The organism is Streptomyces achromogenes (genome assembly GCF_030816715.1).
Taxonomy (GTDB): Bacteria; Actinomycetota; Actinomycetes; order Streptomycetales; family Streptomycetaceae; genus Streptomyces; species Streptomyces achromogenes_A.
On sequence record NZ_JAUSYH010000001.1, the window covers coordinates 8,946,879 to 8,970,851 of the forward strand.

At 68.2% G+C, this 23,973-nt stretch carries 14 protein-coding genes and 4 pseudogenes; 13 read left to right on the forward strand and 5 right to left on the reverse strand.

The window, feature by feature from the left end; translation table 11 throughout:
- Positions 1–12: 12 nt before the first annotated feature.
- The 3 genes and pseudogenes from QF032_RS39360 to QF032_RS39370 form a co-directional block, all read left to right on the forward strand.
- Positions 13–465, forward strand: a pseudogene (locus QF032_RS39360) (transposase); the annotation flags it as partial.
- Positions 462–938, forward strand: coding sequence for a GNAT family N-acetyltransferase (locus QF032_RS39365; protein WP_307059904.1), 477 nt, complete (start codon positions 462–464; stop codon positions 936–938). The pseudogene QF032_RS39360 and the gene QF032_RS39365, both read left to right, overlap by 4 nt.
- 183 nt (positions 939–1,121) lie before the next feature.
- Positions 1,122–1,550, forward strand: a complete 429-nt coding sequence (locus tag QF032_RS39370) for a hypothetical protein (RefSeq protein WP_307049552.1) — start codon at positions 1,122–1,124, stop codon at positions 1,548–1,550.
- 364 nt (positions 1,551–1,914) lie between these two features.
- On the opposite strand, the pseudogene QF032_RS39375 reads toward QF032_RS39370, so the two are convergent.
- Positions 1,915–2,467 (reverse strand): annotated as a pseudogene (locus QF032_RS39375) (hypothetical protein).
- Between the two features lie 118 nt (positions 2,468–2,585).
- On the opposite strand from QF032_RS39375, the pseudogene QF032_RS39380 reads away from it, so the two are divergent.
- From QF032_RS39380 to QF032_RS39390, 3 genes and pseudogenes are all read left to right on the forward strand, one after another.
- Positions 2,586–3,421, forward strand: a pseudogene (locus QF032_RS39380) (transposase).
- 38 nt (positions 3,422–3,459) lie between these two features.
- Positions 3,460–4,274, forward strand: a protein-coding gene (locus tag QF032_RS39385) for an IS5 family transposase (RefSeq protein WP_307060539.1) whose coding sequence is annotated in 2 segments (ribosomal slippage) — positions 3,460–3,802 and positions 3,802–4,274 — 816 coding nt in all. Because the reading frame shifts where the segments join, the coding sequence is not laid out codon by codon here.
- Positions 4,275–4,687: 413 nt separating this feature from the next.
- On the forward strand, positions 4,688–4,834 hold the full coding sequence (locus tag QF032_RS39390; RefSeq protein ID WP_307059905.1) for a hypothetical protein: 147 nt from the start codon (positions 4,688–4,690) through the stop codon (positions 4,832–4,834).
- Between the two features lie 196 nt (positions 4,835–5,030).
- Here the strand turns inward: QF032_RS39390 and QF032_RS39395 are convergent, their stop codons facing one another.
- The 4 genes and pseudogenes from QF032_RS39395 to QF032_RS39405 form a co-directional block, all read right to left on the reverse strand.
- Positions 5,031–7,268, reverse strand: a complete 2,238-nt coding sequence (locus QF032_RS39395; protein ID WP_307059907.1) for an FG-GAP repeat domain-containing protein — start codon at positions 7,266–7,268, stop codon at positions 5,031–5,033.
- 279 nt (positions 7,269–7,547) lie between these two features.
- A pseudogene (locus QF032_RS39400) lies at positions 7,548–8,258 on the reverse strand (IS6 family transposase).
- 687 nt (positions 8,259–8,945) lie between these two features.
- Positions 8,946–9,122: a hypothetical protein gene (locus QF032_RS40815; protein WP_373430515.1), complete on the reverse strand. Its 177-nt coding sequence runs from the start codon at positions 9,120–9,122 to the stop codon at positions 8,946–8,948.
- Complete coding sequence (locus QF032_RS39405) at positions 9,112–9,747, reverse strand: TetR/AcrR family transcriptional regulator (RefSeq protein ID WP_373430448.1); 636 nt, start codon at positions 9,745–9,747, stop codon at positions 9,112–9,114. The genes QF032_RS40815 and QF032_RS39405 overlap by 11 nt, the downstream gene beginning before the upstream one ends.
- A 155-nt stretch (positions 9,748–9,902) precedes the next feature.
- On the opposite strand from QF032_RS39405, the gene QF032_RS39410 reads away from it, so the two are divergent.
- The 7 genes from QF032_RS39410 to QF032_RS39440 all read left to right on the forward strand — a co-directional run bounded on the left by QF032_RS39410 (position 9,903) and on the right by QF032_RS39440 (position 23,013).
- The gene (locus QF032_RS39410) at positions 9,903–12,440 is read left to right on the forward strand and encodes a beta-glucosidase family protein (RefSeq protein ID WP_307059909.1); all 2,538 of its coding nucleotides are present in this window, start codon (positions 9,903–9,905) and stop codon (positions 12,438–12,440) included.
- Positions 12,441–12,505: 65 nt separating this feature from the next.
- On the forward strand, positions 12,506–13,804 hold the full coding sequence (locus QF032_RS39415) for an extracellular solute-binding protein (protein ID WP_307059911.1): 1,299 nt from the start codon (positions 12,506–12,508) through the stop codon (positions 13,802–13,804).
- Between the two features lie 31 nt (positions 13,805–13,835).
- Positions 13,836–14,813, forward strand: a complete 978-nt coding sequence (locus QF032_RS39420) for a carbohydrate ABC transporter permease (protein ID WP_373430449.1) — start codon at positions 13,836–13,838, stop codon at positions 14,811–14,813.
- 6 nt (positions 14,814–14,819) lie between these two features.
- Positions 14,820–15,689: a carbohydrate ABC transporter permease gene (locus tag QF032_RS39425; RefSeq protein ID WP_307049577.1), complete on the forward strand. Its 870-nt coding sequence runs from the start codon at positions 14,820–14,822 to the stop codon at positions 15,687–15,689.
- A gap of 107 nt (positions 15,690–15,796) precedes the next feature.
- Entirely contained in the window at positions 15,797–18,061 is a 2,265-nt protein-coding gene (locus QF032_RS39430; RefSeq protein ID WP_307059913.1) for a discoidin domain-containing protein, read from the forward strand.
- 254 nt (positions 18,062–18,315) lie between these two features.
- A complete protein-coding gene (locus QF032_RS39435; protein WP_307059915.1) occupies positions 18,316–21,147 on the forward strand; it encodes a glycosyl hydrolase family 65 protein in 2,832 nt (943 codons plus the stop codon).
- A gap of 582 nt (positions 21,148–21,729) precedes the next feature.
- Positions 21,730–23,013 (forward strand): extracellular solute-binding protein, encoded by a 1,284-nt coding sequence (locus tag QF032_RS39440; RefSeq protein WP_307059917.1) that lies wholly within the window; start codon positions 21,730–21,732, stop codon positions 23,011–23,013.
- Positions 23,014–23,973: the final 960 nt, after the last annotated feature.

The window sequence follows — 23,973 nt, forward strand, 5'->3', positions numbered from 1 at the left end:
GCCCCGGTGCTCGCGGTCGTCCTCGACTCCATGCCGAAGTCCGCGCAGCCCGGCGCGAAGAAGGCGATCCAGGACATCTACAAAGCCGAAGACCGCGACCACGCCGAGGCGGCGATCAAAACGTTCGCCAAGCTCTACGGCGCGAAGTTCCCCAAGGCCGTAAAGAAGATCACCGACGACCAGGACCAATTGATGGCGTTCTACGACTTCCCCGCCGAGCACTGGATTGACCTACGCACCACAAACCCCATCGAGTCCACGTTCTCCACCGTGAGGCTGCGGACCAAGGTCACCCGCGGCGCCGGCTCCCGCACCGCCGCCCTGGCTATGGTCTTCAAACTCGTCGAGTCCGCCCAGCGGCGGTGGCGGGCGGTCAACGCACCTCACCTCGCCGCCCTCGTCCGCGCCGGAGCCCCCTTCGAACGCGGCCTGCTCGTCGAGCGGCCCCAGGAGCAGGCCGCATGACCGCCATCGACCTGCGGCCGACCACCTCCGCGGACAGCGAGTACTGCTTCCAACTGCACAAAGCCGCCATGGGCGCTTACATCACGGCCATCTGGGGCTGGGACGAACAGATCCAACGCGACTTCCACGCCCGCGCGTTCACCCCGGACCGATGGCAGATCATCACCGCCCACGGCACGGAGGTCGGCATGCTCGACGTCGAGCACCGGCCGACGGATATCTACCTGGCGCGGATCGAGCTCCACCCCGACCACCAGGGACGCGGCATCGGCAGCCAGCTCATCCGCAGCCTCCTGCACCAGGCCCGCCAGCAGGGCCAGGACCTCACGTTGGACGTTCTCGTCGTCAACCAGCGGGCCCAGGCCCTCTACCGGCGACTCGGCCTGCACGAAGTCACCCGGCACGGCGAGAACGACATCAAGATCAGAATGTCCACCGAGCCGCCTCAGCCCGGCCCGATTCACAGATCTTGACAATAACTCCGGGATGGCGGCTGCGTCCCAGGTGTGTTTCCCGGCGTTGGAAGCACAACCAGGCTGCCTAGTCGGACACCGCGCCTGCTGCAAACTTGTGACGTCCACATGGTGAAGTCGCGCGTGATGGCCGCTTCATCTGAGTAGCCGTACTCAGGCGTGTAGCCCTCCATCCGCCTCAGCATGATGAACATGCTGAAGTGGGTTCTGGACCTTGGCCTGGCGTTCCTGTTGTCAGGGCTCGAAGTGGCCGCACTCGTCGCCTTCTGGTTCGTCGAAGGCATGAAGAAGTGGGCGGCCAAGGGAGGGCCGGTTCCAGGTGAGACAAGTCGATTCTTCCTGGTGCTGAGCGTGGGGTCGGCTTCCTTGGCGCTGACCAGTTACGGCTTGTCGTGGGCTGATCTGCCGGTAGCCTACGCGTCTCAGGCCGTCTTGGCTGCACTTCTCACGTCGCTGCTGATCCTCGGTGCAGGAACCGAATGCGGCAAGCGGATCAGCCGAAACCGATCGCGGCGCCGACTCCGCCGGGAACGTCGTCGCTGGCACGAGTCGCAACGCGAAGACAGGAGACACACATCGGCTCCGGTCCGCTGGCGCTGGAGGCGGCGGTGACCCTTCGTCACTACCGGGCCATGCAGCGGACTTCCTGGGGCGAGACGGGTCTGAGGCGCATTCCGTCTCTTCGGTCACCCCACACGGCTCACCCCCTGTAGTCGATTAGGCAGCCCCACGCAAAGCCCCGGCCGAGGCCACTTCCCTCGTCAACATCGCTCAAGGCCCCGAACGCCCCTCCCACTGGGAACAGTTGGACCCGCCTTGTTGGGATCGCTGAACGTCGGAACGCAGCGCTAGGCACTTTCGTTTGGATCACCGGGCGGACCAGAGGAAGATGCCGGCGATGTGGAGCCCGGCCAAGAGCTGTCCCGCAATGTGCGTTCGGAACGGCGTCATGGTCGGTTGTCGAGCGATGGTGAAGTCAGTCCAGGCCGGTCGCCCATGACGTCAGCGCGGCGAAGTCGTCGATGGCGAGGCCGCATCGGGGGTCGATTCGGTGCAGTAGGGCGGAACCGTCGTGGTGTTCCTCCAGCCAGGCGCGATCGGCCTCTGTGATCTCGTCGTCGATCCAAGCGAACGCACGGCCTTTCGCCCACGCGACGATCTCCGGCGTCTTCCAGAACACACCGCCGCCGGGCTGGGCCCGCGGCGAGGACCAGGGAATGAAGGGCAGCTCGGGCAGTCCCAGGACTGGCGCGATGAAAGCGTTGGCTTCTTCCTCCCAGGTGGTCGCCCACACAAGGTCGAAGGGAAGGGCATCCAGCGCCGGGCCGTGATCCGGGTTAAGCCACACTCGCAGGGGCTTCACGGGCTTGCTCGGCAGCCCCCACTCAGTCAGCCGGCGCCGCTCGGCGGCCTCCCAACGAGGCGTCAGCAGGCGGTGCGTCTGATAGCCCTCGGGCCGGCGGTGCGGCTTTGGCGGCATACGGATTGAGCGGTCCGTCCACATCCACCAACAGCACTGGGCGCACCAGCTCATCCCCCCTTGGTTCTGCTTCGCACGGTACCGCCCGATGACGAGACCGCCCAGTGAAATTCCGGCGCGTAGGGATCTCCGTGAGTCCAGCTCCGGGATGATGGGATGATCTTGATGTGGCAGTAGTGATCACGGCGTCGGAGCCGTCTTGGATAGCCCCGTTCACCGGGCTGAACCCGCGCGCTTTCCACAAGCTGATCACGATGCTGCGCCACGAGGGAGCTGAAGCGCTGCGGCCGGGACGCCCATGGTCGCTACCGATGGAGGACCGGGTGTTGCTCGTCGCCGCTTACTGGCGCACCAACCTGACGCTGCGGCAGCTCGCCCCGCTGTTCGGCATCTCGAAGTCCGCGGCCGACTGGATCGTCGCCCGCACCGGCCCACTGCTCGCGCTCAAGCAGCGACAGCGTTTCCGCAAGGGCACGGTGCTCATCGTGGATGGCACCCTGGTTCCCACTCGCGACCACAGCATCGCCGAACAATCTAAGAACTACAGGTACTCCACCAACCACCAGGTCGTCATCGACGCCGACACCGGCTCGTCGTGGTGGTCGGCCGGCCCCTGCCCGGCAACCGCAACGACTGCAAGGCGTGGGAGGAGTCGGGCGCGAAGGCCGCCGTCGGCAAATCCATGACGATCGCCGACGGCGGCTATCCAGGCACCGGGCTCGTGATGCCCCACCGTCGTCGCAAAGGCGAAGACCTGCCCGACTGGAAACACGCCCACAACAATTCCCATAAACAGGTCCGCGCCCGCGTCGAGCACGTCTGCGCCCGCATGAAGACCTGGAAGATCCTCCGCGACTGCCGCCTCAAGGGCGACGGCGTCCACCACGCCATGCTCGGCATCGCCCGCCTGCACAATCTCAACCTCACCGGATGGACGAGCGGCTGGACAGGCCACCGACTACGTCCCCAACGAGTCAAAGATCATTTACGGGACAGGCCTTAGACCGTGTCCTACATGGTCAGTTGACAGTTGTCCTGGGCATGGGGAGTGGACGGTGGGGATGGATCGTTCCGGACGGACTGTGGGAAATAGCGAGGCCGTTGTTGCCGCCGGCCCGGGTGCGTCCGCAAGGGGGCGGGGTCGCGAACATCAATGATGAGGCGGTCTTCGCCGCGATCATCTATGTGCTGGTCAGCGGTTGCGCTTGGCGGGCGTTGCCACCGTGCTTCGGGGCGTCGAAGTCGACCGTCCATCGCCGGTTCGTCATCTGGTCGCGAGCCGGGGTCTGGGGACGGCTGCATCAGAAGATTCTCCGGCCTCTGGACGAGCGGGACCTGGTCGATCTGTCCCGTGCGGTCCTTGACTCTGCCCACGTGCGGGCTAAAAAGGGGGCGAACTTGCAGGTCCGAGCCCCGTGGACCGGGGTAAGCCAGGTTCCAAGATGCATGTTCTGTCCGACGCGAACGGACTGCCTCTACGCGTCGGAGTCTCCGCCGCCAACACCCACGACAGCCAGGCCCTGAAGCCGATGCTGTCCCATTTCCACATGGGACACGAATCCCACGCGACCGATTCCAAGCCTCAACGCCTTCATGCGGACAAGGCGTACGGCGTGCCTCACCTGCGGCGATGGCTATGGGGTAAGCGCTTCGGCGTCCGCATCGCCCGCAAAGGAGTCGAGTCCAGCGAGCGACTCGGCCGCCGAAGGTGGGTCATCGAACGCACCATGTCCTGGCTGACCGGCTACCGCCGACTCAACCACCGCTACGAGCGGAAACCAGGCAACTACCTGGCCTTTCTCGGCCTGGCCGCAGCGCTCTGCTGCTACAAACGGCTCCGGAAACTGACCATGTAGGACACGGTCTAAACCGGCCGAGGCACCGATCGACGCCTTCGGTCGGCTGTCTGAGCCGGGTGACGCATGCGTCGCTCTCGATCCATCCCGTACCTACGACGTGCAGGTGTGGGCCCAGGGACGGGCCGACTCGCGCGACCGGTTCGAGGCCGATTCGAAGCAAGACGAGAACAGCAACTGGTACGAGGCGTACGCCGTCGTCTTCGCGCCGTCTGGAAAGCAGACACCACCAGCTCCGGCGCCGCGGGTCAGCCGACGAGAACAGCTCACAGCCCGGCACGGTAAGCCGCCGCTTGGCGTGCGCTGACCGACCCCGCGTAGGGGGAACGGCTGCTGCGACCGTTCCCCCGCCATGCTCGAAAGCAGCGCCCAACCGGAGCTGGTACACCCTCGTCGGCACCCACCTCTACTACGTGGTAGATCTCGTCGAAACGGTCACGGGCGTCGGCAACGTGAAGGCCAAAACGGCCCGTCTGCGCCTCGCCGAACTCGGTTTTCCCGTCTTTGCACTGGCCTGGAGCACACTGCTGACCAAGGGGCATCCCGGGCACACCGGGTGACCGCCGATGCTGTACACCCGCGCGTGAGGTAGCCCGTGTGCGGGGTAGCCTGCCGCCCTCGCCTCGTGCGGCGCAGGACGCGAATCGGTGAACACCCCGAGGCAGCGAACTCGCCGGCCGGTCCCCCGGCTGCACGTACGGGTGCCAGCCGTTCGTGGCGATCGCCGGTCAGGAGGACCTTTCGATCACGAATGTGTCATGCCAGGTGGTTGTACGCGACGGTGGGGTTGTTGGGGGAGTAGTACATCCGCGTCGTGAAAGGTGCCGAAGAGTTGCCGGTGCCGCGGTAGAGGTACGTCGTGTTCCGGCTCTTGTCGTACGCGAGCAGATCGGGTCGGCCGTCGTGGTCGGCGTCGCCGATGCCTACGAGGTCGCTGTAGGCGTTCCAGCCGCTGCCGATCCTGACGCGTGAGGCGAAGGTGCCGTTGCCGTGTCCGAGGTACAGCCACAGCACACCGCTGCCGTCCCGGGTGACGAGGTCGCCCGCGGCGGTGCCGCCTATGTTCCCCACAGCGGTGATCTTGTTGTAGACGCCCCAGCCGCCGCCGACCTTCGTCCGGGTCGCGAACGGAGCGGCGTGGTTGCCGGTGCCCCGGTAGAGCCAGAGCACTCCGGAAGCGTCGGTGGCGAGCAGGTCGGCCCGGCCGTCCCCGGTGTAGTCGGTGCCGCCGGTGATCTTGTTGTAGATCTGCCAGCCGCCGCTGATTCTTGTGCGGCTCGAGAAGCCGCCGATGCCGGTGCCGAGGTACAGCCACAGCGCACCGCTGGCATCACGGGCGACCAGATCGGCGTGCTGGGAGCCGCCCACATTGCCGACGGCCTCGATCTGGTTGTAGATGCTCCAGCCCGGGCCGATGAGTCTGGTCTCGTGCTCCGCCAACTGCCCAGGGTTGTAGGGGTCGTAGTAGGTGTCGCTGCTCCACAGACGCCCGGCGCTGTCTCGTGCGAGCACGTTCGGCGCGCCGTTGTCGTCGAAGTCATGCGGCTTGGCGGTGCGCACGACCGTGAACGCGCCTGAAGAAGTGAGGTCGGGCCCGATGCCGTTGAGGGGCTTGGCGACGAGCGTCCAGGTGTAGGCGCCGTTGTACGCGTTGCCTCGCTCCGGCCACCCCAGTTCGCCGTCCCAGTTGAAGGTGACGGACGACTGCAGGGGACGCGTGAAGTACGCGGTGACGGTCTTGCCCGTGCGGACGTGCCGCACTGCGAGCGTCACGACGACGTTCTTCCGGGACAGCTTCCACGCCATCGCCGCATCTCCGCCGCTCGGATCGAGGTCGATCACGGCGGGGACGTCGGAGCCGGTCAGCGTGACCCGGGTGGACTCGCCCGTGCCGGCGACCAGGGTCGCGGCCGGCAGGCCGTCCTGGCCGGGCGCGATCCGGTACACGCCCTCGTTGCCGGCGACCGTGCCGCCGCGCGCGAACAGGGTGCCGTCGGGGGCGGTGGCGGCGGAGGTGAGGTGGTCGAGGAGCTTGCGGGTGGCGCCGCTCGTCAGGTCGTACGCGGTCAGCGCGTCCGAGGAGTAGCTGTCGTCGGCGTTCAGGGCGCCGGTGTCGCCGTAGACCACCCAGTTGTCCCGCAGGCCGAGCTTCACGCCCTTGGACCGCACCTTGCCCACCGGGATGTTCTGCCGCGTTCCCGTGGAACGGTCGGTGACGGCCACCGCCGCGTCAAGTCTCGCGTCCGGCGAGGGGTTGTACTCGACCCACGCCACGTACTTAGCCGAGACAGCTAGGCCGGTGCCCACGTCGGCGGCCGGCAGCTCGTAGGTCTCGGTCACGCCGCCGACGGCGAGGTCGAGGAGACCGAGGAAACGCCGTGTGTCCGTGCCGGCGCCGGTGGCGTAGGTCACCTGGGCGTGGGTGTTGGTGGCGGGCACGACCTTCACCTCGGCGGCGGTGTCCGGCAGGCCGGTCACCGTGCGCTGCGGCATGTCCTTGGTGTGCATCCGGAGCGTCTTGCCGCCCGCGGGGTTGTCCAGCGTGGTGAAGAGGCTGACGCCGGCGGCGCCTGCGAAGGTGATCCCGGTGGTGGAGGGGCCGGGGTAGTAGGAGTAGACGACCGATCCGGTCGCCATGTCCGTGATCATGCCGGTGGTGTTGGCGGGGGCGGCGTACGTGGCGACGAGGTCGCCGGACCCGGTACCCAGGACTGTGGAGCTCGAAGGCCATTTCGTCGGGGAGCCGCCCGCGGCGGGAAGCCAGCTTCGGCCGGTGGCCGGGTTGTGGGTCAGGTAGCCCGAGGAGGTGACCCCGGTGATGACGTCCCCCTTGGGAAAGGCGACGACCGACTGGCCCTCGGCCGCGGTGGCCGCGAGGCTGGCGGCGGGCGCGGCCGTCGCGGGGGAGGGGAGCGCGGCACCGGTGGCGGTGAGGGCGAGGACGACGGTGACGGCCGCGGCAAGGCGTCGCCGGGCGGCGCGTATGGGGAGCAAGGAGTGGGTTCCTTCGTTCAGGCGAAGAGGTCGCAAGGTGCAGATCTCCGAGAAGGGCGTTGACCAGGGCGCGGCCGGCGAATGGGTCCTGCCGACCGTCCATGCTCTTCGCGCGCCGGCACGAGCACCCGGGTCTGTAGGGTAGTCCCGGATCATGCCTGAACGTCGCCGATACCCGAGCGATCTGTTCCATGACCGCTGGGGGCGCTGTCGTGTTGTTGGGTGGGTAGGTGTCTGATGGTGCGTCGTGGCGTGGTGAAGCCCGGTTCCGGGCTGTGCTCAGGCCGCGGTGGCGAGGTCGGCGACTCCGGTGATCTGCTCCCAGATTGCGAAGCGGACGGTCATCTCGGCGCGGTAGTCGTGTGCAGGCATCAGGTGGCGGCGGGGCCGGAAGTGGGGCGAGATACCGCTGAACGCGGACAGGAACCGCTGGGCCCCGCCCACGGAGCGGAAGCCTTTTTCATCGCGCGCTCGCGCTGCCTGGTTGGCTGGTGGCTGTTCTCGGCCCGGTTGTTGAGGTATTTCGACTGGCGGTGCTCGACGGAGGGCATGACCTCGCGGTGGGCGGCGCCGTAGGAGCGGAGCTTGTCGGTGACGATCACCCGTGGCACGGTGCGGGTCTTCTTCATCAGCCTGCGGAAGAAGCGCCTGGCCGCGGCCTTGTCCCGGCGGTTCTGTACGAGGATGTCGAGGACGTTGCCGTCCTGGTCGACGGCCCGCCACAGGTACCGCTGCACGCCGTTGATCTTGATGAAGACTTCGTTCAGGTGCCACTTGTCACCGGGCCGGGGCTGCCGGCGGCGCAGCGCGTTGCCGTAGGCCTCCCCGAACTTGCCGCACCAGCGGCGGATCGTCTCGTAGGAGACGACCATCCCGCGCTCGAGCATCAGCTCCTCGACCTCGCGCAACGACAGCGGGAAGCGGAAGTACAGCCACACAGTGGGAGATGACCTCGACCGGGTACCGGTGCCCCTTATGCGACGGCGACACGGCCCCCTACAGACAGCCCCCTCCAGCACGATCAACCAGAAGATCATTCCACCGGTCAGCCGACGTGACCGTGCCCGAGCCCGGCATGGGTGAAGGCGAACCCCTCGGCGTACACCAAACTTCGTCACGGTGGGCCTGGGCGTAGCGACGTGACGTATGCCTCCCGGTACTGCCTCGTGGCACGGCTCCGTCATATCTGGCGATGGGCGTGGGCTGGATCGTTGCAGATGCAACCGGTCGAGGGGATCGCGGGATCTCGTGAGTAGCCGTGGCACTCGCACAGGAGGCACGGGAAGAAATGGAGCGACAGGTCTTCGCCAGCTTGTGTCAAACGCGCAGCCGCTGTCTCCTGGAGGACCTGCAGCCGCTCGTTCAGATCCACATAATCGGCCCTGTTCTGCTCATATGCCTGCTTTACGGCATCGGAGACTTCTCCTTGAAGACTCATCATCCCTCCAGCGAAGATCGGATGAGGCTTCCAGTGTCCCTCCGCGCCCGGCGACACGCAGGACGAGGGTGAGCAAGGTGAAGTTCCCTGTTACCCGTGGGCACGGGTATCCCCTCAGCCTGCGCCAGTTGTCGCCGGAACGCGGCGAAGCCGCTGTAGGGCCGCGCGACGGCGGGACTGCTGGTGTTTCCATCGCCCGGGAACAGAGTCACATGTTCGGGATCCGCGGTCCCCGAGCGCTATCCGAAACCGCCGATGAACGTTGCTGGCTCCCACTTAAGTGAGCAGGGCGTGGGTCGCAAGGTGTAGTCGTCGGCGTAGGACGGGATCTGCGAAGTGGTGCCGCTGTCCAGGACCTTGGTCTTCGTCGTGCTCGCGTCGAAGGACGGGTCGAAGGACGGTGTGTCAGCTGGTATTGGCGGTGATGTCTGCCAGGAGCGCGGTGATGACGCGGTTGGTGGAAGCTGCCATGTCGACGGAGTCGGGGGCGAGCAGCCACTGGATCTGGAGGCCGTCCATGACGGCGATGATCGCGTTGGCCGCGTCTTCGAGGTTGAGGTCGGGCCGTGTCTCGCCGAGTTCGCATGCTTCGGCGAGGGCATCGGTGACGAAGGTGCGCAGGCCTGTGTAGCGGTCGCGGAAGTAGTTCTGGGCGGGGTGGCCTTCGGTGACGCTTTCCGCCGAGAGGACGGCGTAGAGCCGGACGATGCCTTCGCGTTCGGTATTGCGGCGGACGGTGTCGACGAGGTGATGCAGGAATGCGAGGCCGCGGGGGCGTTCCGGGCCCAGCTGTTCGATGTCGGTTTCGTCGCGTAGTGCCAGGACGCTGGTGAGCAGTTGGGGCTTGGAGCGGAAGTAGTGCAGGACGCCGGCCTGGGTGATTCCGGCCCGGTCGGCGATCTCCTGGAGCGAGGCGTTGTTGTAGCCGCGGGCGGCGAAGGTGTCCATGGCGATCTGCAGGATTTCCTGCCGCCGCTGCTGGGCCTTGAGGCTCTTTCCTGTGCGGGGCTGCCGCTCCCCGTTCGGCGTGCTCTCGCTCATCGTGCGGAGTCTACGGGCCTGTCGATCAGTGGTCACGTCCCGATCAAACCTGAGAAAGAACTTGAGCACAAGGACTTACTAAGTACTTAGTGAGTGTGCTTTTCTGCTCCACGTTCCGCCCGCTTCGTGCCGCACTGCGGCCTGGAAGGACGAGCATGAGCCGGCCTGCCATCCCCGATGACTCCGAGCTCCGTGACCGCATCCGTGGTCTGGACCTGGACTCCAAGATCCGCCTGCTGACCGGCGCCGAGCTGTGGAGATTTCCGGCCGAGCCCCGGCTCGGCCTGTCGGCGGTGACGATGTCCGACGGCCCGCAGGGCGTACGGGGTACCGGTGACGACCCCGACGAGACCGGCCTGTTGGCCCCCGCACCGAGCGCGCTGGCGGCGACCTGGGACAGCGACCTCGCCGAGCGCCTGGGTGTGCTGTTCGCCGTCGAGGCCCGCCGCAAGGGCGTCGACGTGGTGCTGGCTCCGCTGGTGAACCTCCAGCGCACCCCGGTCGCCGGGCGGCACTTCGAGTACTTCTCCGAGGACCCGCTGCTCACCGGCACCCTGGCCGCCGCTGTCGTACGCGGGTTGCAGGGCCGGGGTGTGGGCGCCTGCCTGAAGCACTTCGTGGCCAACGACTCCGAGACCGACCGCACCGAGTACCGCGCCCGGCTCGACGGGCGCACGCTGCGGGAGGTCTACCTGGCCCCCTTCGAGCAGGTCCTCGCCGAGGCCGAGCCGTGGAGTGTGATGGCCGCGTACTCGGGTGTGGATGACGGGGTCGAGTCGGCTCCGATGACCGAGAACGTGCGGCTGCTGCGCGAGGTGCTGAAGGGGGAGTGGGGGTATGCCGGGCCCGTGGTCAGTGACTGGGCCGCGACCCGGTCCACCGTGGCCTCGGCCGTCGGCGGTCTGGATCTGGCGATGCCCGGTCCCGAGCCCCTGTGGGGCCGGCCGCTCGTGGAGGCCGTGCGCGCGGGCGAGGTCGACGAGGAGCTCGTCGACGACAAGGTGCTGCGGCTGCTGCGCCTGGCCCGGCATGTCGGCCGGCTCGACCAGCCGGGGGCGGCCCCCGTCCCGGCAGAGCCCGCACCGGAGGAGTTTCGGTTGCTGCGTGACGTCGCCGCCCGGGGCACCGTGCTGCTCCGCAACCAGGAAGACCTGCTGCCGCTCTCGCCGACCGGCCTCCGCAGCGTCGCGTTGATCGGCCCCAACGCCGTCGCGCCGTACCTCCAGGGCGGCGGCAGCGCCTACGTCCCCGCCATACGTACCGTGTCTTACGAGGAAGGACTGCGCGCCGCCCTTCCCGACGGTGTCCGGCTGAACGTGCACCGGGGCGGTGACGCCCGCCTGCGTCTGCCGTATGCCTCCGCCGAACTGCTCACCGACCCCGACACCGGCGCGACGGGCATACGGGCAGACCACCTGGACGCCGACGGCAACCGCATCGGCGGCAAAGTGGACGTCACCGGCGACTGGACCATGTACGACACCTTCGCACCGGATACCCAACGCGTCCTGTTCCGCACGCGGTTGACCCTCACCAAGCCCGGCACGCACCACCTTGAGTTCGGCTGCGCGGGGCGTTTCAGCGTGAGCGTGGACGGCGAGGAGAGGCTGGCCGGAGGCGACGACCGGGGTGTCGAGCTGGTGCTGGAGTCCAGCCACAGCCACCCTCCGCAGCGGGGGATCGACGTCGAGGTGGGGCCGGAAGGGCGCACGCTCGCCCTCGCCCTCGACCTCACCGTCGTGGACGCAGGCGGCTACGGCCGCTTCGTCACGGCTCAGATCCGGCACGCGCCGCCCGGCCCGACGCCGTACGAGGAGATCGCCGAAGCCGCCGCCGCGGCCCAGGCGGCCGATGTGGCCGTTGTCGTGGTCGGCACTAACGAGGAGGTCGAGTCCGAGGGCTGGGACCGCACCGGCCTCGACCTGCCCGGCCATCAGAACGACCTGGTCCGCAAGGTGATCGCCGCGAACCCGCGCACCATCGTGGTCGTCAACGCCGGAGCCCCGGTGCTGCTGCCCTGGGCCGACGAAGTCCCCGCCGTGCTGTGGTCATGGTTGCCGGGCCAGGAGGCTGGGCACGCGCTCGCCGATGTGCTGCTGGGTCGTACCGAGCCGTCGGGCCGGCTGCCCTGGACGCTGCCCGCCCGCGCCGAGGACGTCCCCGTCCCCGACGCGCGCCCCCGCGACGGCATCGTGGATTACGCCGAGGGCGTCCACGTCGGTCACCGGGCCTGGGATCGGGCCGGACTCGTCCCGGCCTTTCCTTTCGGTCACGGCCTGGGCTGGACCCGATGGACGTACGAGTCCGTCAACCTCTCCCCGACTCCCGTCTCCGCCGCCTCCCTGACCAGCCCCGCAGGCGGAGACGGGCTCAATCTGACCGTGGCGCTGACCAACACCGGGCCCCGGGCCGGCCGTGAGGTCGTCCAGGTGTACCTGGAGCCGCCGCGGGACGGCGTCGACCGGCCGGTGCGCCTGCTCGCCGGCTTCGCCACGGTCCAGGCGGAACCTGGCGCACGCGTCACCGCCGAGGTGCACGTGCCCGCCCGCGCCTTCCGGATCTGGGATGTCGAGGCGAGCGCGTGGCGCACTCCGCCCGGCCGCTACCGCCTGCACGTCGGACGCTCCAGCCGTGATCCGCATCTCACCGCCGAGGTGACCGTCCACGACAGCCGCCTGCACCCCGCAGTCTGAGCGATCCCGGGTTGCTCGTCCCTTTTGCCCCACCCTCATCAGTACGACCGCAAGGAGCCGCAACCATGAGCACCCTCCGTCCCACTGCCAGAACCCTCCAGATAGCCTGCGCGACCGTCGCGGCGGCCCTGCTGGCCACCGGCTGTGGGCGCAGCGACGACACCGCGGCCGCCGACAAGGACCCGGCGAAGATCAGCAGCGGCAAGGCGAAGGGCAAGCTGGTCATGTGGTCCATGGGCGACAAGGCCGACAAGGACCTGCAGGGCCTGGCGAAGAAGTTCGAGCAGCAGAACCCGGACGTCACCGTTCAGATCACCGCGGTGCCGTGGGATGCCGCGCACGAGAAGCTGACCACCTCGATCGCCGGCGGCAACACCCCGGACCTGTCCCTGATCGGCTCCACTTGGATGGCCGAGATGGCCGCGATGAACGGCTTCCAGGCTACTCCCGCATCCTTCAAGTCGTCGGCGTTCTTCCCGGGCCAGTGGGACACCACGAAGTACAAGGACACCGCCTACGGCGTCCCCTTCATCGCCGACACCTCGGTGATCTACTACCGCAGCGACATCACCGAGAAGGCCGGCATCAAGGGCGCCCCGGCCGACGACTGGGCCGGCTACCTGAAGGACCTCAAAGCCATCCAGGCCACCGCGGGCAAGCAGAACGCCAAGCTGCGCAACGCCACCCAGCTCCAGGTCGGCTTCAACTCATGGCTGTTCTGGCTGCCGATGGTGTGGCAGCAGGGCGGTGACATCTACGACGCCGACGCGAAGAAGTTCACCTTCGACACGCCCGCGGTCGCCGAGGCCCTGGAGTACTACAGCGGCATCTTCAAGGACAAGCTGACGCCGAACGACAAGACCGACGCCCGCCAGAACATCCAGAACGGGCTGATCGGCACCGTGCAGCAGGGTGCCAGCACCGGCGGCGACCTCCACAAGAACGCCCCCGAGCTGGACAGCAAGTGGCAGACCATGCCGCTGCCGAAAGCCACGCAGGCGGCCGGTCTGGCCGGCGGCAGCGATCTGGCGGTCTTCAAGGACGCCAAGAACGCCGACGCGGCCTGGAAGTTCGTGAAATTCCTAACCGAGCCGGAGAACCTGGCCGCGTACGGGGAGGCGTCCGGCAACCTGCCCGCCGCCGTGGGGTCCTGGTCGGAGGGCGAGCTGAGCCAGAACACCAAGATGGCCGCCTTCGAGACCCAGCTGAAGGTCACCAAGGCGCCGCCGGCCATCACCACCTGGCAGCAGGTCGCCGACGCCATCGACTCCGAGCTGGAGAAGCTCGCCTACGGCAAGGCCACCGTTGCCGACGTACAGAAGGCCCTGCAGTCCAAGGCCACCAGCATCGGCACCGGCCGCTGATCGCCGCCGCCCGCATCCCTCGTACGGACGGATGACCACTATGCCCACGACCACTCTCGCGGGGCAGAGCACCCAAGAGGGAGACACCGCCGGTAAGCGGCCGGCGGCCACTCCTTCGCGGCGGCGCAGCACCGCGCGAGGCCGCCAGTCCCGCGCCGCCTGGGTCCTCGCCGCCCCTTTCCTCGCCCTGTTCCTCGCCTTCATGTTGCTGCCGGTCGTCTGGTCGACGCTGATGAGCCTGACCGACACCCAGAGTGCCGACCTGCGCACGCCGCTGAACGTGTCGTTCACCGGCTTCGACAACTACGTACGGCTCTTCCAGGACCCGCAGTTCTTCACCGCCCTACGCAACACCGGGGTGTTCGTCCTGGTGGCCCTGCCCCTGACGCTGGCCGCCGGGCTGGCCGCGGCGGTCGCCCTCGACAGCGGCATCCGACGCTTCCGCGCCGTCTTCCGGGTCGGCTTCTACCTGCCGGTGATCACCAGCATCGTGGCCGTCGCCGTGGTGTGGAAGACCCTCCTCGAACCCCACGCCGGCCTGGTGAACACCGTCCTCGCCTGGTTCGGGATCGACGGTCCGGCCTGGCTGGCCGATACCCGCTTCGCCCTGCCCGTCATGATCCTGATGGCGGTGTGGCGCAACCTCGGCACGGTCATGATCATCATGCTGGCGGGTCTGCAGTCGGTGCCCCAGTCCCTGATGGAGGCAGCCGAACTCGACGGCGCCGGAGCCTGGCAGCGGTTCTGGCGGGTCACCTTCCCGCTCCTGCGCCCGGCCCTGCTGCTCACCGCCGTCACTACCGGCATCGGCTACCTGCAGTTCTTCGACGAGCCGTTCGTCATGACCGACGGCGGCCCACTGGACTCCACGCTGTCCGCCACGTTGTACGCCTACAAGCAGTTCGGCAACGGCAACTACGGCGTCGCCTCGGCCGCCGGCTACGTCGTCTTCGTCCTGATCATCGCCCTGACCGTGCTGCAGTTCCGCGTGCTGCGGGACAAGGACTGATGCCCCGTGACCACGACCACGATTGACACGGCCAAGGTGCTACGGCGCCGTCGCATCCGCCAGGAGTGGGGCCGCCCCTGGCTCTACCTGCCGCTCACCGGCCTACTGCTGCTCATGGTCACGCCGTTCCTGTGGATGTTGTCGAGCGCGTTCAAGTCCGAGGGCGATATCCGCAGGATCCCGCCGGACCTGATTCCCACCAGCCCCACGCTCGCGAACTACCGCGAGCTGTTCAGCAGCCTCGACTTCACGAGGATGTTCGCCAACTCGGTGATCGTGGCTTTGGCCGTCACCGCCGGGAACCTGATCTTCTGCTCGATGCTGGGCTACGCCCTGGCCAAGCTCGAATTCCGCGGCCAGCGCACGGTGTTCGGCCTGGTCATGGCGACGCTGATGGTGCCGGGCCTGGTCACCTTCGTACCGCTGTACGTGCTGGTGGCCAACATGAAGCTGACCGGCTCCCTGCTCGGGCTGATCCTGCCGTTCCTGGCCACCCCGTTCGGGGTGTTCCTGATGCGGCAGTTCATCTCCACCCTCCCCGACGAACTCATCGACGCCGCTCGTGTCGACGGCTGCCGCGAGCTGGCCATCTTCTGGAAGATCATCCTGCCGCTGACCAGGCCGGCCCTCGCCACGCTGGGGATCATCACCTTCCTCGGCTCGTGGAACAACTTCCTGTGGCCGCTGGTCGTGGCCCAGAACGAGAGCCAGTACACCCTGCCCGTCGGCCTCGCCCTGGCCAGCAGCGGACAGGACTTCACCCGCTTCGGCGTCCTGCTCGCCGGCGCCGTGGTCGTCCTGCTGCCGGTGACGATCGTCTTCCTTCTGTTCCAGCGCCACTTCGTGGCCGGTATCGCCACCACCGGTCTGAAGTGACCCCAGCCCCGGCGCCCTTACCAGGGCCCCACGCGCCGGTTTCGCACCACCCCTGTCATGCACGCGCGCCGCCGTGCATGGCCGTCATGCACGCAAGGAGCCGCACCATGCGAACCACCACCCGGCAACGGCGCCGGACAGCCCGGACCACCACCGTCGCCGCCGCCCTGCTCGCGACCCTCCCGGCGCTCCCGGCCGCCGCTCCGGCCTCCGCCAGTACCGCCTTCGGCAAGGCATCGGTGTGGCTGACCAACCCCTCCACCGGCACCTACCTGTCCAAGCAGGCGCCGGTGACCTGGAAGACCGGCTCGGCCTCCTCGGGGCCCTCGACCATCACGGTCGACACCACCCGCAAGTACCAGCAGATGACCGGCTTCGGGGCCTCCTTCACCGACTCCTCCGCCTGGCTGGTCGGCACCAAGCTCACCGCCAAGCAGCGCAACGCCCTGATGCGCGACCTGTTCAGCCGCAGCGACGGCATCGGCCTGAGCTTCCTGCGCCAGCCCATGGGCGCCACCGACTTCACCGTCAAGGGCAACTACTCCTACGACGACATGCCGGCCGGCGAAAGCGACCCCACGCTCGCCAACTTCTCCATCGACCACGACCGGTCGTACACCATCCCGCTGCTGAAGCAGGCCCGGAAGCTCAACCCACAGCTGACCCTCATGGCCACCCCATGGAGCCCGCCCGGGTGGATGAAGACCGGCGACACGATGAACGGCGGCCAGATCAAGCCTGCCGCCTACCAGCACCTCGCCGACTACTTCGCGAAGTTCCTCAAGGCGTACCAGGCGGCGGGGGTCCCGGTCCGCTACGTCACCCCGCAGAACGAGCCGTTGCACGACACGTCCGCCTACCCGAGCACGAGCCTGACGGCCGGCCAGGCCAAGACCTTCATCAACGACTATCTCGCCCCGACCCTGCGCAAGCAGCACCTGTCCACCGGCATCCTGGGCTACGACCACAACTGGGACGTCACCAGCTACCCCGAGTCCCTGTACACGGACGCGGCGAGCGCGAAGAACGTCGCCGGTACGGCCTGGCACTGCTACGCCGGCGACGTCTCGGCGCAGTCCGTCGTCCACAACGACTACCCGAACAAGCCCGCCTTCCAGAGCGAGTGCTCAGGCGGCAGCTGGGAGGGCACGGACGCGGGCGCCACCTTCGCCGGAACGATGGACAACATCGTCAACGGCCCGCGGAACTGGGCGAAGAGCATCATCCGCTGGAACATCGCCCTCGACGGCTCCGGCGGCCCCACCAACAACGGCTGCCAGGGCTGCCGCCCGGTGGTGACCGTCTCCCAGAACGCCGACGGCACCTACTCGTACAAGCCGACGGCCGACTACTGGGGCCTCGCCCAGGCCAGCAAGTTCGTCCAGCCCGGCGCCCGCCGAGTCGCCTCCAACAGCTTCGGCAAGGGCGACCTCGAGGACGTCGCCTTCACCAACCCCGACGGCTCCACCGCGCTGATCGCCTACAACTCCAGCACCACCGAGCGCGCCTTCACCGTCCGCTGGGGCGACCGCACCTTCACCTACACCCTCGCCGCCGGAGCGGCCGCCACCTTCACCTGGACCGGCACCCAGCACGGCAGCACCGATCCGGCCGCCATCGGCTCTGTCGACGTCCCCTTCCGCAACGCCGACGGCAGCCAGGCACTGATCAGCTACGACGGCGGCCTGCTCGCCCAGCAGCCCCAGGTCCGCGTCGGCGACCAGTGGCTCGGCTACACCCTGCCCACCGGAGCCTCACTCACCCCGCCCACCGGCGAGGCGGCCCTGCCCCGCGACGGCTGGCAGGCAACGGCCTCCGCGAGCAGCTCGGACGCCCCGCCTTCCAACGCCATCGACGGTGACGCGGCCACCCGCTGGAGCCTGGGCCACGGCATGCAGCCCGGCGACTGGTTCCAGCTCGATCTCGGCTCGCAGCAGACCTTCGACCAGGTCGTCCTGGACAGCACCGCCTCGTCCGGCGACTTCGTCCGCCAGTACGAGGTGTACACCTCCGGCGACGGCACCACCTGGGGCAAGCCGATCGCGACCGGACCGGGCAGAACCGTGACCCGCATTCAGCTGCCCACCACCACAGCCCGCTACGTCCGGGTGGTCAACAAGGCCAGCTCCGGCAGTTGGTGGTCCATGCACGACGTCTCCGTCCTCACCCCCGACGGCCAGGCCACCTCAAGCGCGAGCGCAACCAAAGGTGTCCAGCGCAAGAGCGCGGCACTGCCCGATGGCACCAGGCTGACGGCCGTCTACAACTCAGGCCCGAGCACCGCCACGTTCGACGTCCCGTGGGGCAGCACGACGTACAGCTACCGCCTACCCGTTGGCGCCGCCGCGATCTTCATCACGCGTCCGGCCTGAACCCGAACCTCACCCCCCACAACTCCCCCTCGTGGTCTGGGTCATACACCGCGACACCGCTCTGCGAGCCGCATCGGCAGGCCCTGGTGACCCAGCCACGCAGACCACCCCGAGGAGGTGGCCTTTCGATGAAGGAACAGGAATACGGCGAGACCGTAGGCGACATAGGAATGAGGCTCGGTACTTCGCGCCGCAGGTCGGCCTGGGCCCGTTTCACGAGCGCGGTGACATCCGTCGTGTCAGCGGTATCCGTGGTGAGCAGTCCGGGTGACCGTGCCAGAGCCGGCGCCCCGGTCCGCTTCCGGACCGCGCAGTCCACGATGCCGTCGGCGACCGTCCGCCCACGTGCCCGCGCACGCACCACCAGGAGGACGGCGTCCATCGGGCTGGCCCTGGCCGGCCTGCTCCTGGGCACCGCGATGGTGCCCGCCTCGGCCGCGCCCGAACCGGGTAAGACGGGCGGGGACGACGGTTGGGTGCTGAGCACGACCGACACCTCGAAGAGCTACGCCCCGACCTTCGTCGGCAACGGCTACCTCGCCACGCGGGTGCCCGAGGCGGGCCACGGCTACAGCAGCACGCCCCTCGTTACCCAGTCCCAGCTGGCCGGCTTCTACGGCGCTCCCTCGCCCGGGACCGAGGAACGAGCCAGCCTGCCGAGCTGGACCACGCTCGGGTTCGGCGGCAGTGGCAGCGGCGGTGTCTATGGCATCGGGAGCTGGTCCTGCGCCTTCGGCCGGCTGTGCCCGGCCGCGTACGGGAAGATCTCCGGCGGCGCGTTCGTCGAGAACTCCCATCCGGGCGGGATCGTGGGCGGCTACCTGGCCGGCCTGAACAATGGAGGCAACTCGACGGTCGGCGGCACCGGCGTCGTTCCGATCCGCGACGCGTCGGCCGGCAAGGCCACGCTTGCCATCCGGTACGCGAACGGGAGCGGCGACCCGCAGACCGTCCACCTCGGCGTCAACGGCACGCTTCAGCAACTGACCCTGCCCGGCACGGGCGGTTGGGACGACTGGTCGGTGCTGACCGTCCCGGTGACGCTGGCCGCAGGAGCGAACACACTCGAGATCACCGTCAAGGAGGGTGACACAGCGCGGGTGAACGTCGACTACCTCGTGGCGTATCCGGAAGGCTCACAGCCACCCACGGAGATCGCCCCCCGGACGGTCGGCACCACCAGCAAGTACCGGCAGTCGCTGGACCTGCGCACCGGCGTGCTGAGCACGTCGTTCGACTGGACTTCGCCCGCGGGCGACGCGACCAGCTTCGCCTACGAGGTCAACGCCAACCGCGCGGAGGGCCACCTGGGCACGGTGAGCGTCCGGGCCGTACCGCACTGGAGCGGAACGGCCACCGTGGTGGACGAGTTCGACGGGCGTGGCCTGCACCGCGCCTCCACCACCAGCCCGCGGGTGGACAGCAAGAACGCGACCCTCTCACAGACGGTCGTCACCGACGGAAGGCTCGCCACCGCCGGGCTCAACTCGGTACTGCGTGTCAACGACAAGGCCGTGCCGACCAAGGCGATGGACGTACCCGACGGCAGCGCCGCACAGAGCGCCGCATTCCCGGTCCGTGCCGGTCAGACGTACCGGATCACCAAGTACGTGGGCATCGCTGCCAGCGTCGACACCGACCGTTCGCTCAAGGCCGCGACCCCGCAGCAGGCCGCAGCGAGTACCGCGGCCCGCGCCGCCAAGGCCGGCTACCAGCAGCTGCTCACCCGCAACGACAAGGAATGGTCGCGACTGTGGCAGTCGAGCATCTCGATCCCCGGTGACAGCGCCATGACCGCGCAGATTCACGCGTCCATGTTCTACCTGCTCGCGAGCATGCGCCCCGGTGTCACCTGGAGCACCAGCCCGGGCGGGCTGTCCTCGGACGGCTACAGCGGTCACGTGTTCTGGGACATGGAGACCTGGATGTACCCGGCGCTGCTCGCCCAGTACCCCGACATCGCCAACGGGGCGAACACCTACCGGCAGAAGCTGTTGTCCGCCGCCGAGGCGAACGCCGCCAAGCTGTCCACGCCCAGCCAGCCGATCAAGGGCGCCAAGTTCGCCTGGGAGAGCGCACTGACCGGCAAGGAGACCGCCCCCGACCCCTGGGGCACGTACGAGGTCCACATCAACTCCGACATCGCCCTGGCGCAGTGGCAGTACTACCAGGCGAGCGGCGACAAGGAGTGGCTGCGGGACAAGGCATGGCCGGTGCTGAAGGGCATCGCCGACTACTGGGCCACCCGCGCCGTACCCAATTCCTCCGGCGGCTACGACATCAACGACGTCATGGGCCCGGACGAGTACAACTACCCTGTCGACAACGGCGCGACCACCAACGCCGGAGCGCAGGCGTCACTGCGCATCGCCATCCGCACCGCGCAACTCGTGGGCCGAACCGCCGACCCGGCGTGGAAGAAGGTCGCCGACGGCCTGAAGATCCCGGTCGACACCAAGAACGACATCCACGCCGAGTTCGACGGCTACGACGGGCGGACCGTCAAGCAGGCCGACGTCACCCTGCTGCAGTACCCCTGGGCTGTACCGATGTCACCGAGCCTGGCCCAGAACGACCTCGACTACTACAAGGAGCGCACCGACCCGGGCGGCCCGTCCATGACGGACGCGATCGCCGCCATCAACGGCGCGGCCCTCGGCTCGCCGGGCTGCCAGGTCTACGACTACATGCGCAACAGCGCGGAGCCATACCAGGCCGCACCGTTCAACCAGTGGTACGAGACCCGCAACGGCGGAGCGTTCAACTTCACCACCGGCCAAGGCGGCTACCTGCAGGAATTCCTCTACGGGTTCACCGGGATGCGCTGGGGAACCGACGCCGTCACCATCGATCCCTTCCTGCCGCCGCAGCTGCCGGGCGTCAACGTCACCCGGGTGAAATGGCGGGGGCGCACATTCGACCTGTCCGTCGGCCAGAAGACGACCAAGCTGACCCTGCGCTCCGGTAAGCCGCTTCCCGTGCGGGTCGGCATCGGCAGCGATGACGTACGCAAGGTCAAGCCCGGCACGTCACTGCAGGTGCCCACCAGGCACCCGGCAGGCGACGCGACGCAATGCGACTCGTGAACAGGGCAAGCGCGGATCCAACCGACCCGCGATCCTCGTGACCGCTGGCCCGGTCTGTAAGTCAGGGCAGACCGGGCCGGCCCGAACGTCCCCCTCGGCTGGTGGCATCCGGGCTCTCCGGCCGAGGGGGATGCCGAGGGTTCGGTGTCCGACCGCAGCGTCCGCGCCCGCGAGTGCCCGCCGATCTTCAGCCTGCGGCCGACGCGGTGGTGCCCTGACCGCGAACGAGTCACCGCACTGGACCGACGCCCTGCCCGGCGGCCAGCCGCATCCGGGATGGTTCGCGAACTTGGTCACCACCCAGGACAGCCCAATGCGGCGAGCGACAGGTGATCGCCCGTGTTCCCGCGAGAACTGTCGGCGACCGGCTCACCTGGTTCTCCCCACACCTGACCGCTTCCGGCGGTCGCCTTCGCTGTCGATGGCGGGTGCCGCCCGCAGCCGGTGGCAGCCGACCGCTGAGGACCGCTCCCAGCAAGGCACGGGCAGCCACAGAACGGCCTCGACCACCGACGCTCCCACCCCTTTCGCTTTCCGCCCCCTCTCGTTCCTCACAGTCCGTTCAGCAAGGAGCCCCCGCCCGTGCGCACCCCCAGAACCCTGCAGATAGCCTGCGCCCCCATCGCCGTGGCTCTGCTGGTCGCCAGCTGCAGCCAGAGCGACGACTCCACGAACGCCAACGCCCCGGCGAAAAGCACCACCGACAGCGGGGAGGGCAAGCTGGTCATGTGGTACGTGGGTGACAAGGCCGACAAGGACCTTGAGAGCCTGGCGAAGGAGTTCGAGCAGCAGAACCCCGGTGTGACGGTGCGGATCACCACGGTGCCGTGGGACGCCGCGCACGAGAAGCTGATCACCGCGATCGCCGACGGCGACACACCCGACTTGTCCCTGGTCGACTCGAGTTGGGTGACGGAGCTGGCCGCAACGAACGGCTTGCGGGCCACTCCGGCCTCGATCAGGCCGTGGATGTTCTTCCCAGGATCGTGGGACACCACGACGTACAAGAACACTTCCTACGGGGTCCCGTTCATCGCCGACACCTCGGTGATCTACTACCGCACCGACATCACGGCGAAGGCCGGCATCAAGGGAGCCCCGGCCAGGGACTGGGCCGGTTACCTGAAGGACCTGAAGGCCATCCAGGCCACCGCGGGCAAGCAGAATGCCAAGCTGCGCCATGCCACCCAGCTGCAGACCGGCCGCGACTCATGGCTGCTCTGGCTGCCGATGGTGTGGCAGCAGGGCGGGAACATCTACGACGCCACCGCCAGGAAGTTCACCTTCGACTCACCTGCGGTGACCAAGGCGCTGGAGTACTACAGCGCAATTTTCAAGGGCGGTCTGTCGCCTGATGACGGGACGGACTCCGGGCAGAAATTCCAGAACGGGCTGATCGGCACCGTGCAGCAGGGCGCCAGCACTGGCGGCAACTTCCACCTCAACGCCCCCGCGCTGGACAGCAAGTGGCAGACCATGCCCCTGCCGAAGGGCGAGCAGGCCGCCGGCCTGGCAACGGGGAGCGACCTCGCGGTCTTCAAGGACGCCCGGAACCCGGACGCAGCGGGGAAGTTCGTCAGGTACCTCATCGATGTCGACAACATCACCGCCTACGCAGACGCCTCCGGCAACCTGCCCGCCGTAGCCAGCGCCTGGTACGAGGCGGAGCAGGGTGACGACCCCAGGTTGGCACCCTTCCACACCCAGCTGCAGGCCACTGGCGCCCCGCCGGCCATCACCACCTGGCAGCAGATCGCCGACCTGATCGACAGCGAACTGGAGAAGCTCGCCGACGGTAAGGCCACGATTACCCAAACGCAGCAGACCCTGCAAGCCAAGGCCACCAGCATTGGCCCTGGCCTCTGAACCCGCAGCGTGTGTATCCCTCGAACGGACGTTCTGCGGAATCAACTTTGTCAATCCGTGCTGCTGACCTGGGCGAGCGGGTGGCGTCACGTGTGCAGGTACTCGTTCGATGCGGGTCCAGCCGCTCCAGCCGCGCTCCTTCAGAATCGCCAGCACCAGTTCGGCGCCCGGTGCGGACTCGAGCATGGTTGAGTCCATCAGGGCGACGAACTGATCGTCGAAGCCGTCGGCACCAGCCTCGCCGGCCTCCACGGCGCGAATCATCAGGCGCTCCAAGATGTCGGCGACCTCGACGATCCGTGGATCGCCTGTCGGCCAGTCGGGCTCCCCGGTGAAGTAGCTGTAGAGCCTCACCATGTCGGCGTCGTCCAACTCCTCGTGCTTCTTGGCGATCCGGAGTCGATCAGGTCCGGCACCTGCGCGGAAATCATGATCCAGGCATCCCGCTCCAGCTCCATGTACCGCTCCCCGACGCGGAGACCGCGCAACCGGTCGAGGTAGCCCACGACGCCCTGCGGAAGCGCCAGGTGCTCTCCGGCGGCGGGTGCTCTGCAGCCGCCGGATCTCGGCGCGCAGATCCTTGTCGATCTCCTGGACACCGTCGGCGAACTCCTCCGGGCCGGCGTCGAGGAGTTCCTGCACCCCGGCCAGCAGCACGCCCGCATCGGCCAGTGCTGGCGGATTCGGTTTTCTTGCGCCGGCTCAGGTTGTCGGTTGCTGCCTGGCCGGTGTGCGGGTCGGCTGTGCCGCTGCGGGCGGCGGCGGTGCCGGACGGGGTGTCCAGCACGGCGGTGACGCCGATCGCGCCGGACCGGTGGATCGTCCCGGATTCCCGTTGCAACGGAGGTGTCCGGGGTGTGGGACGGCGGCACCGTGCCGTCAGGACGGCGGCGGGCCCGCAGGCTGCGGCCGGCGTGGCAGGGCACCGCGTGCCTGGGGCCGAGTCATTCGGCACTGGCG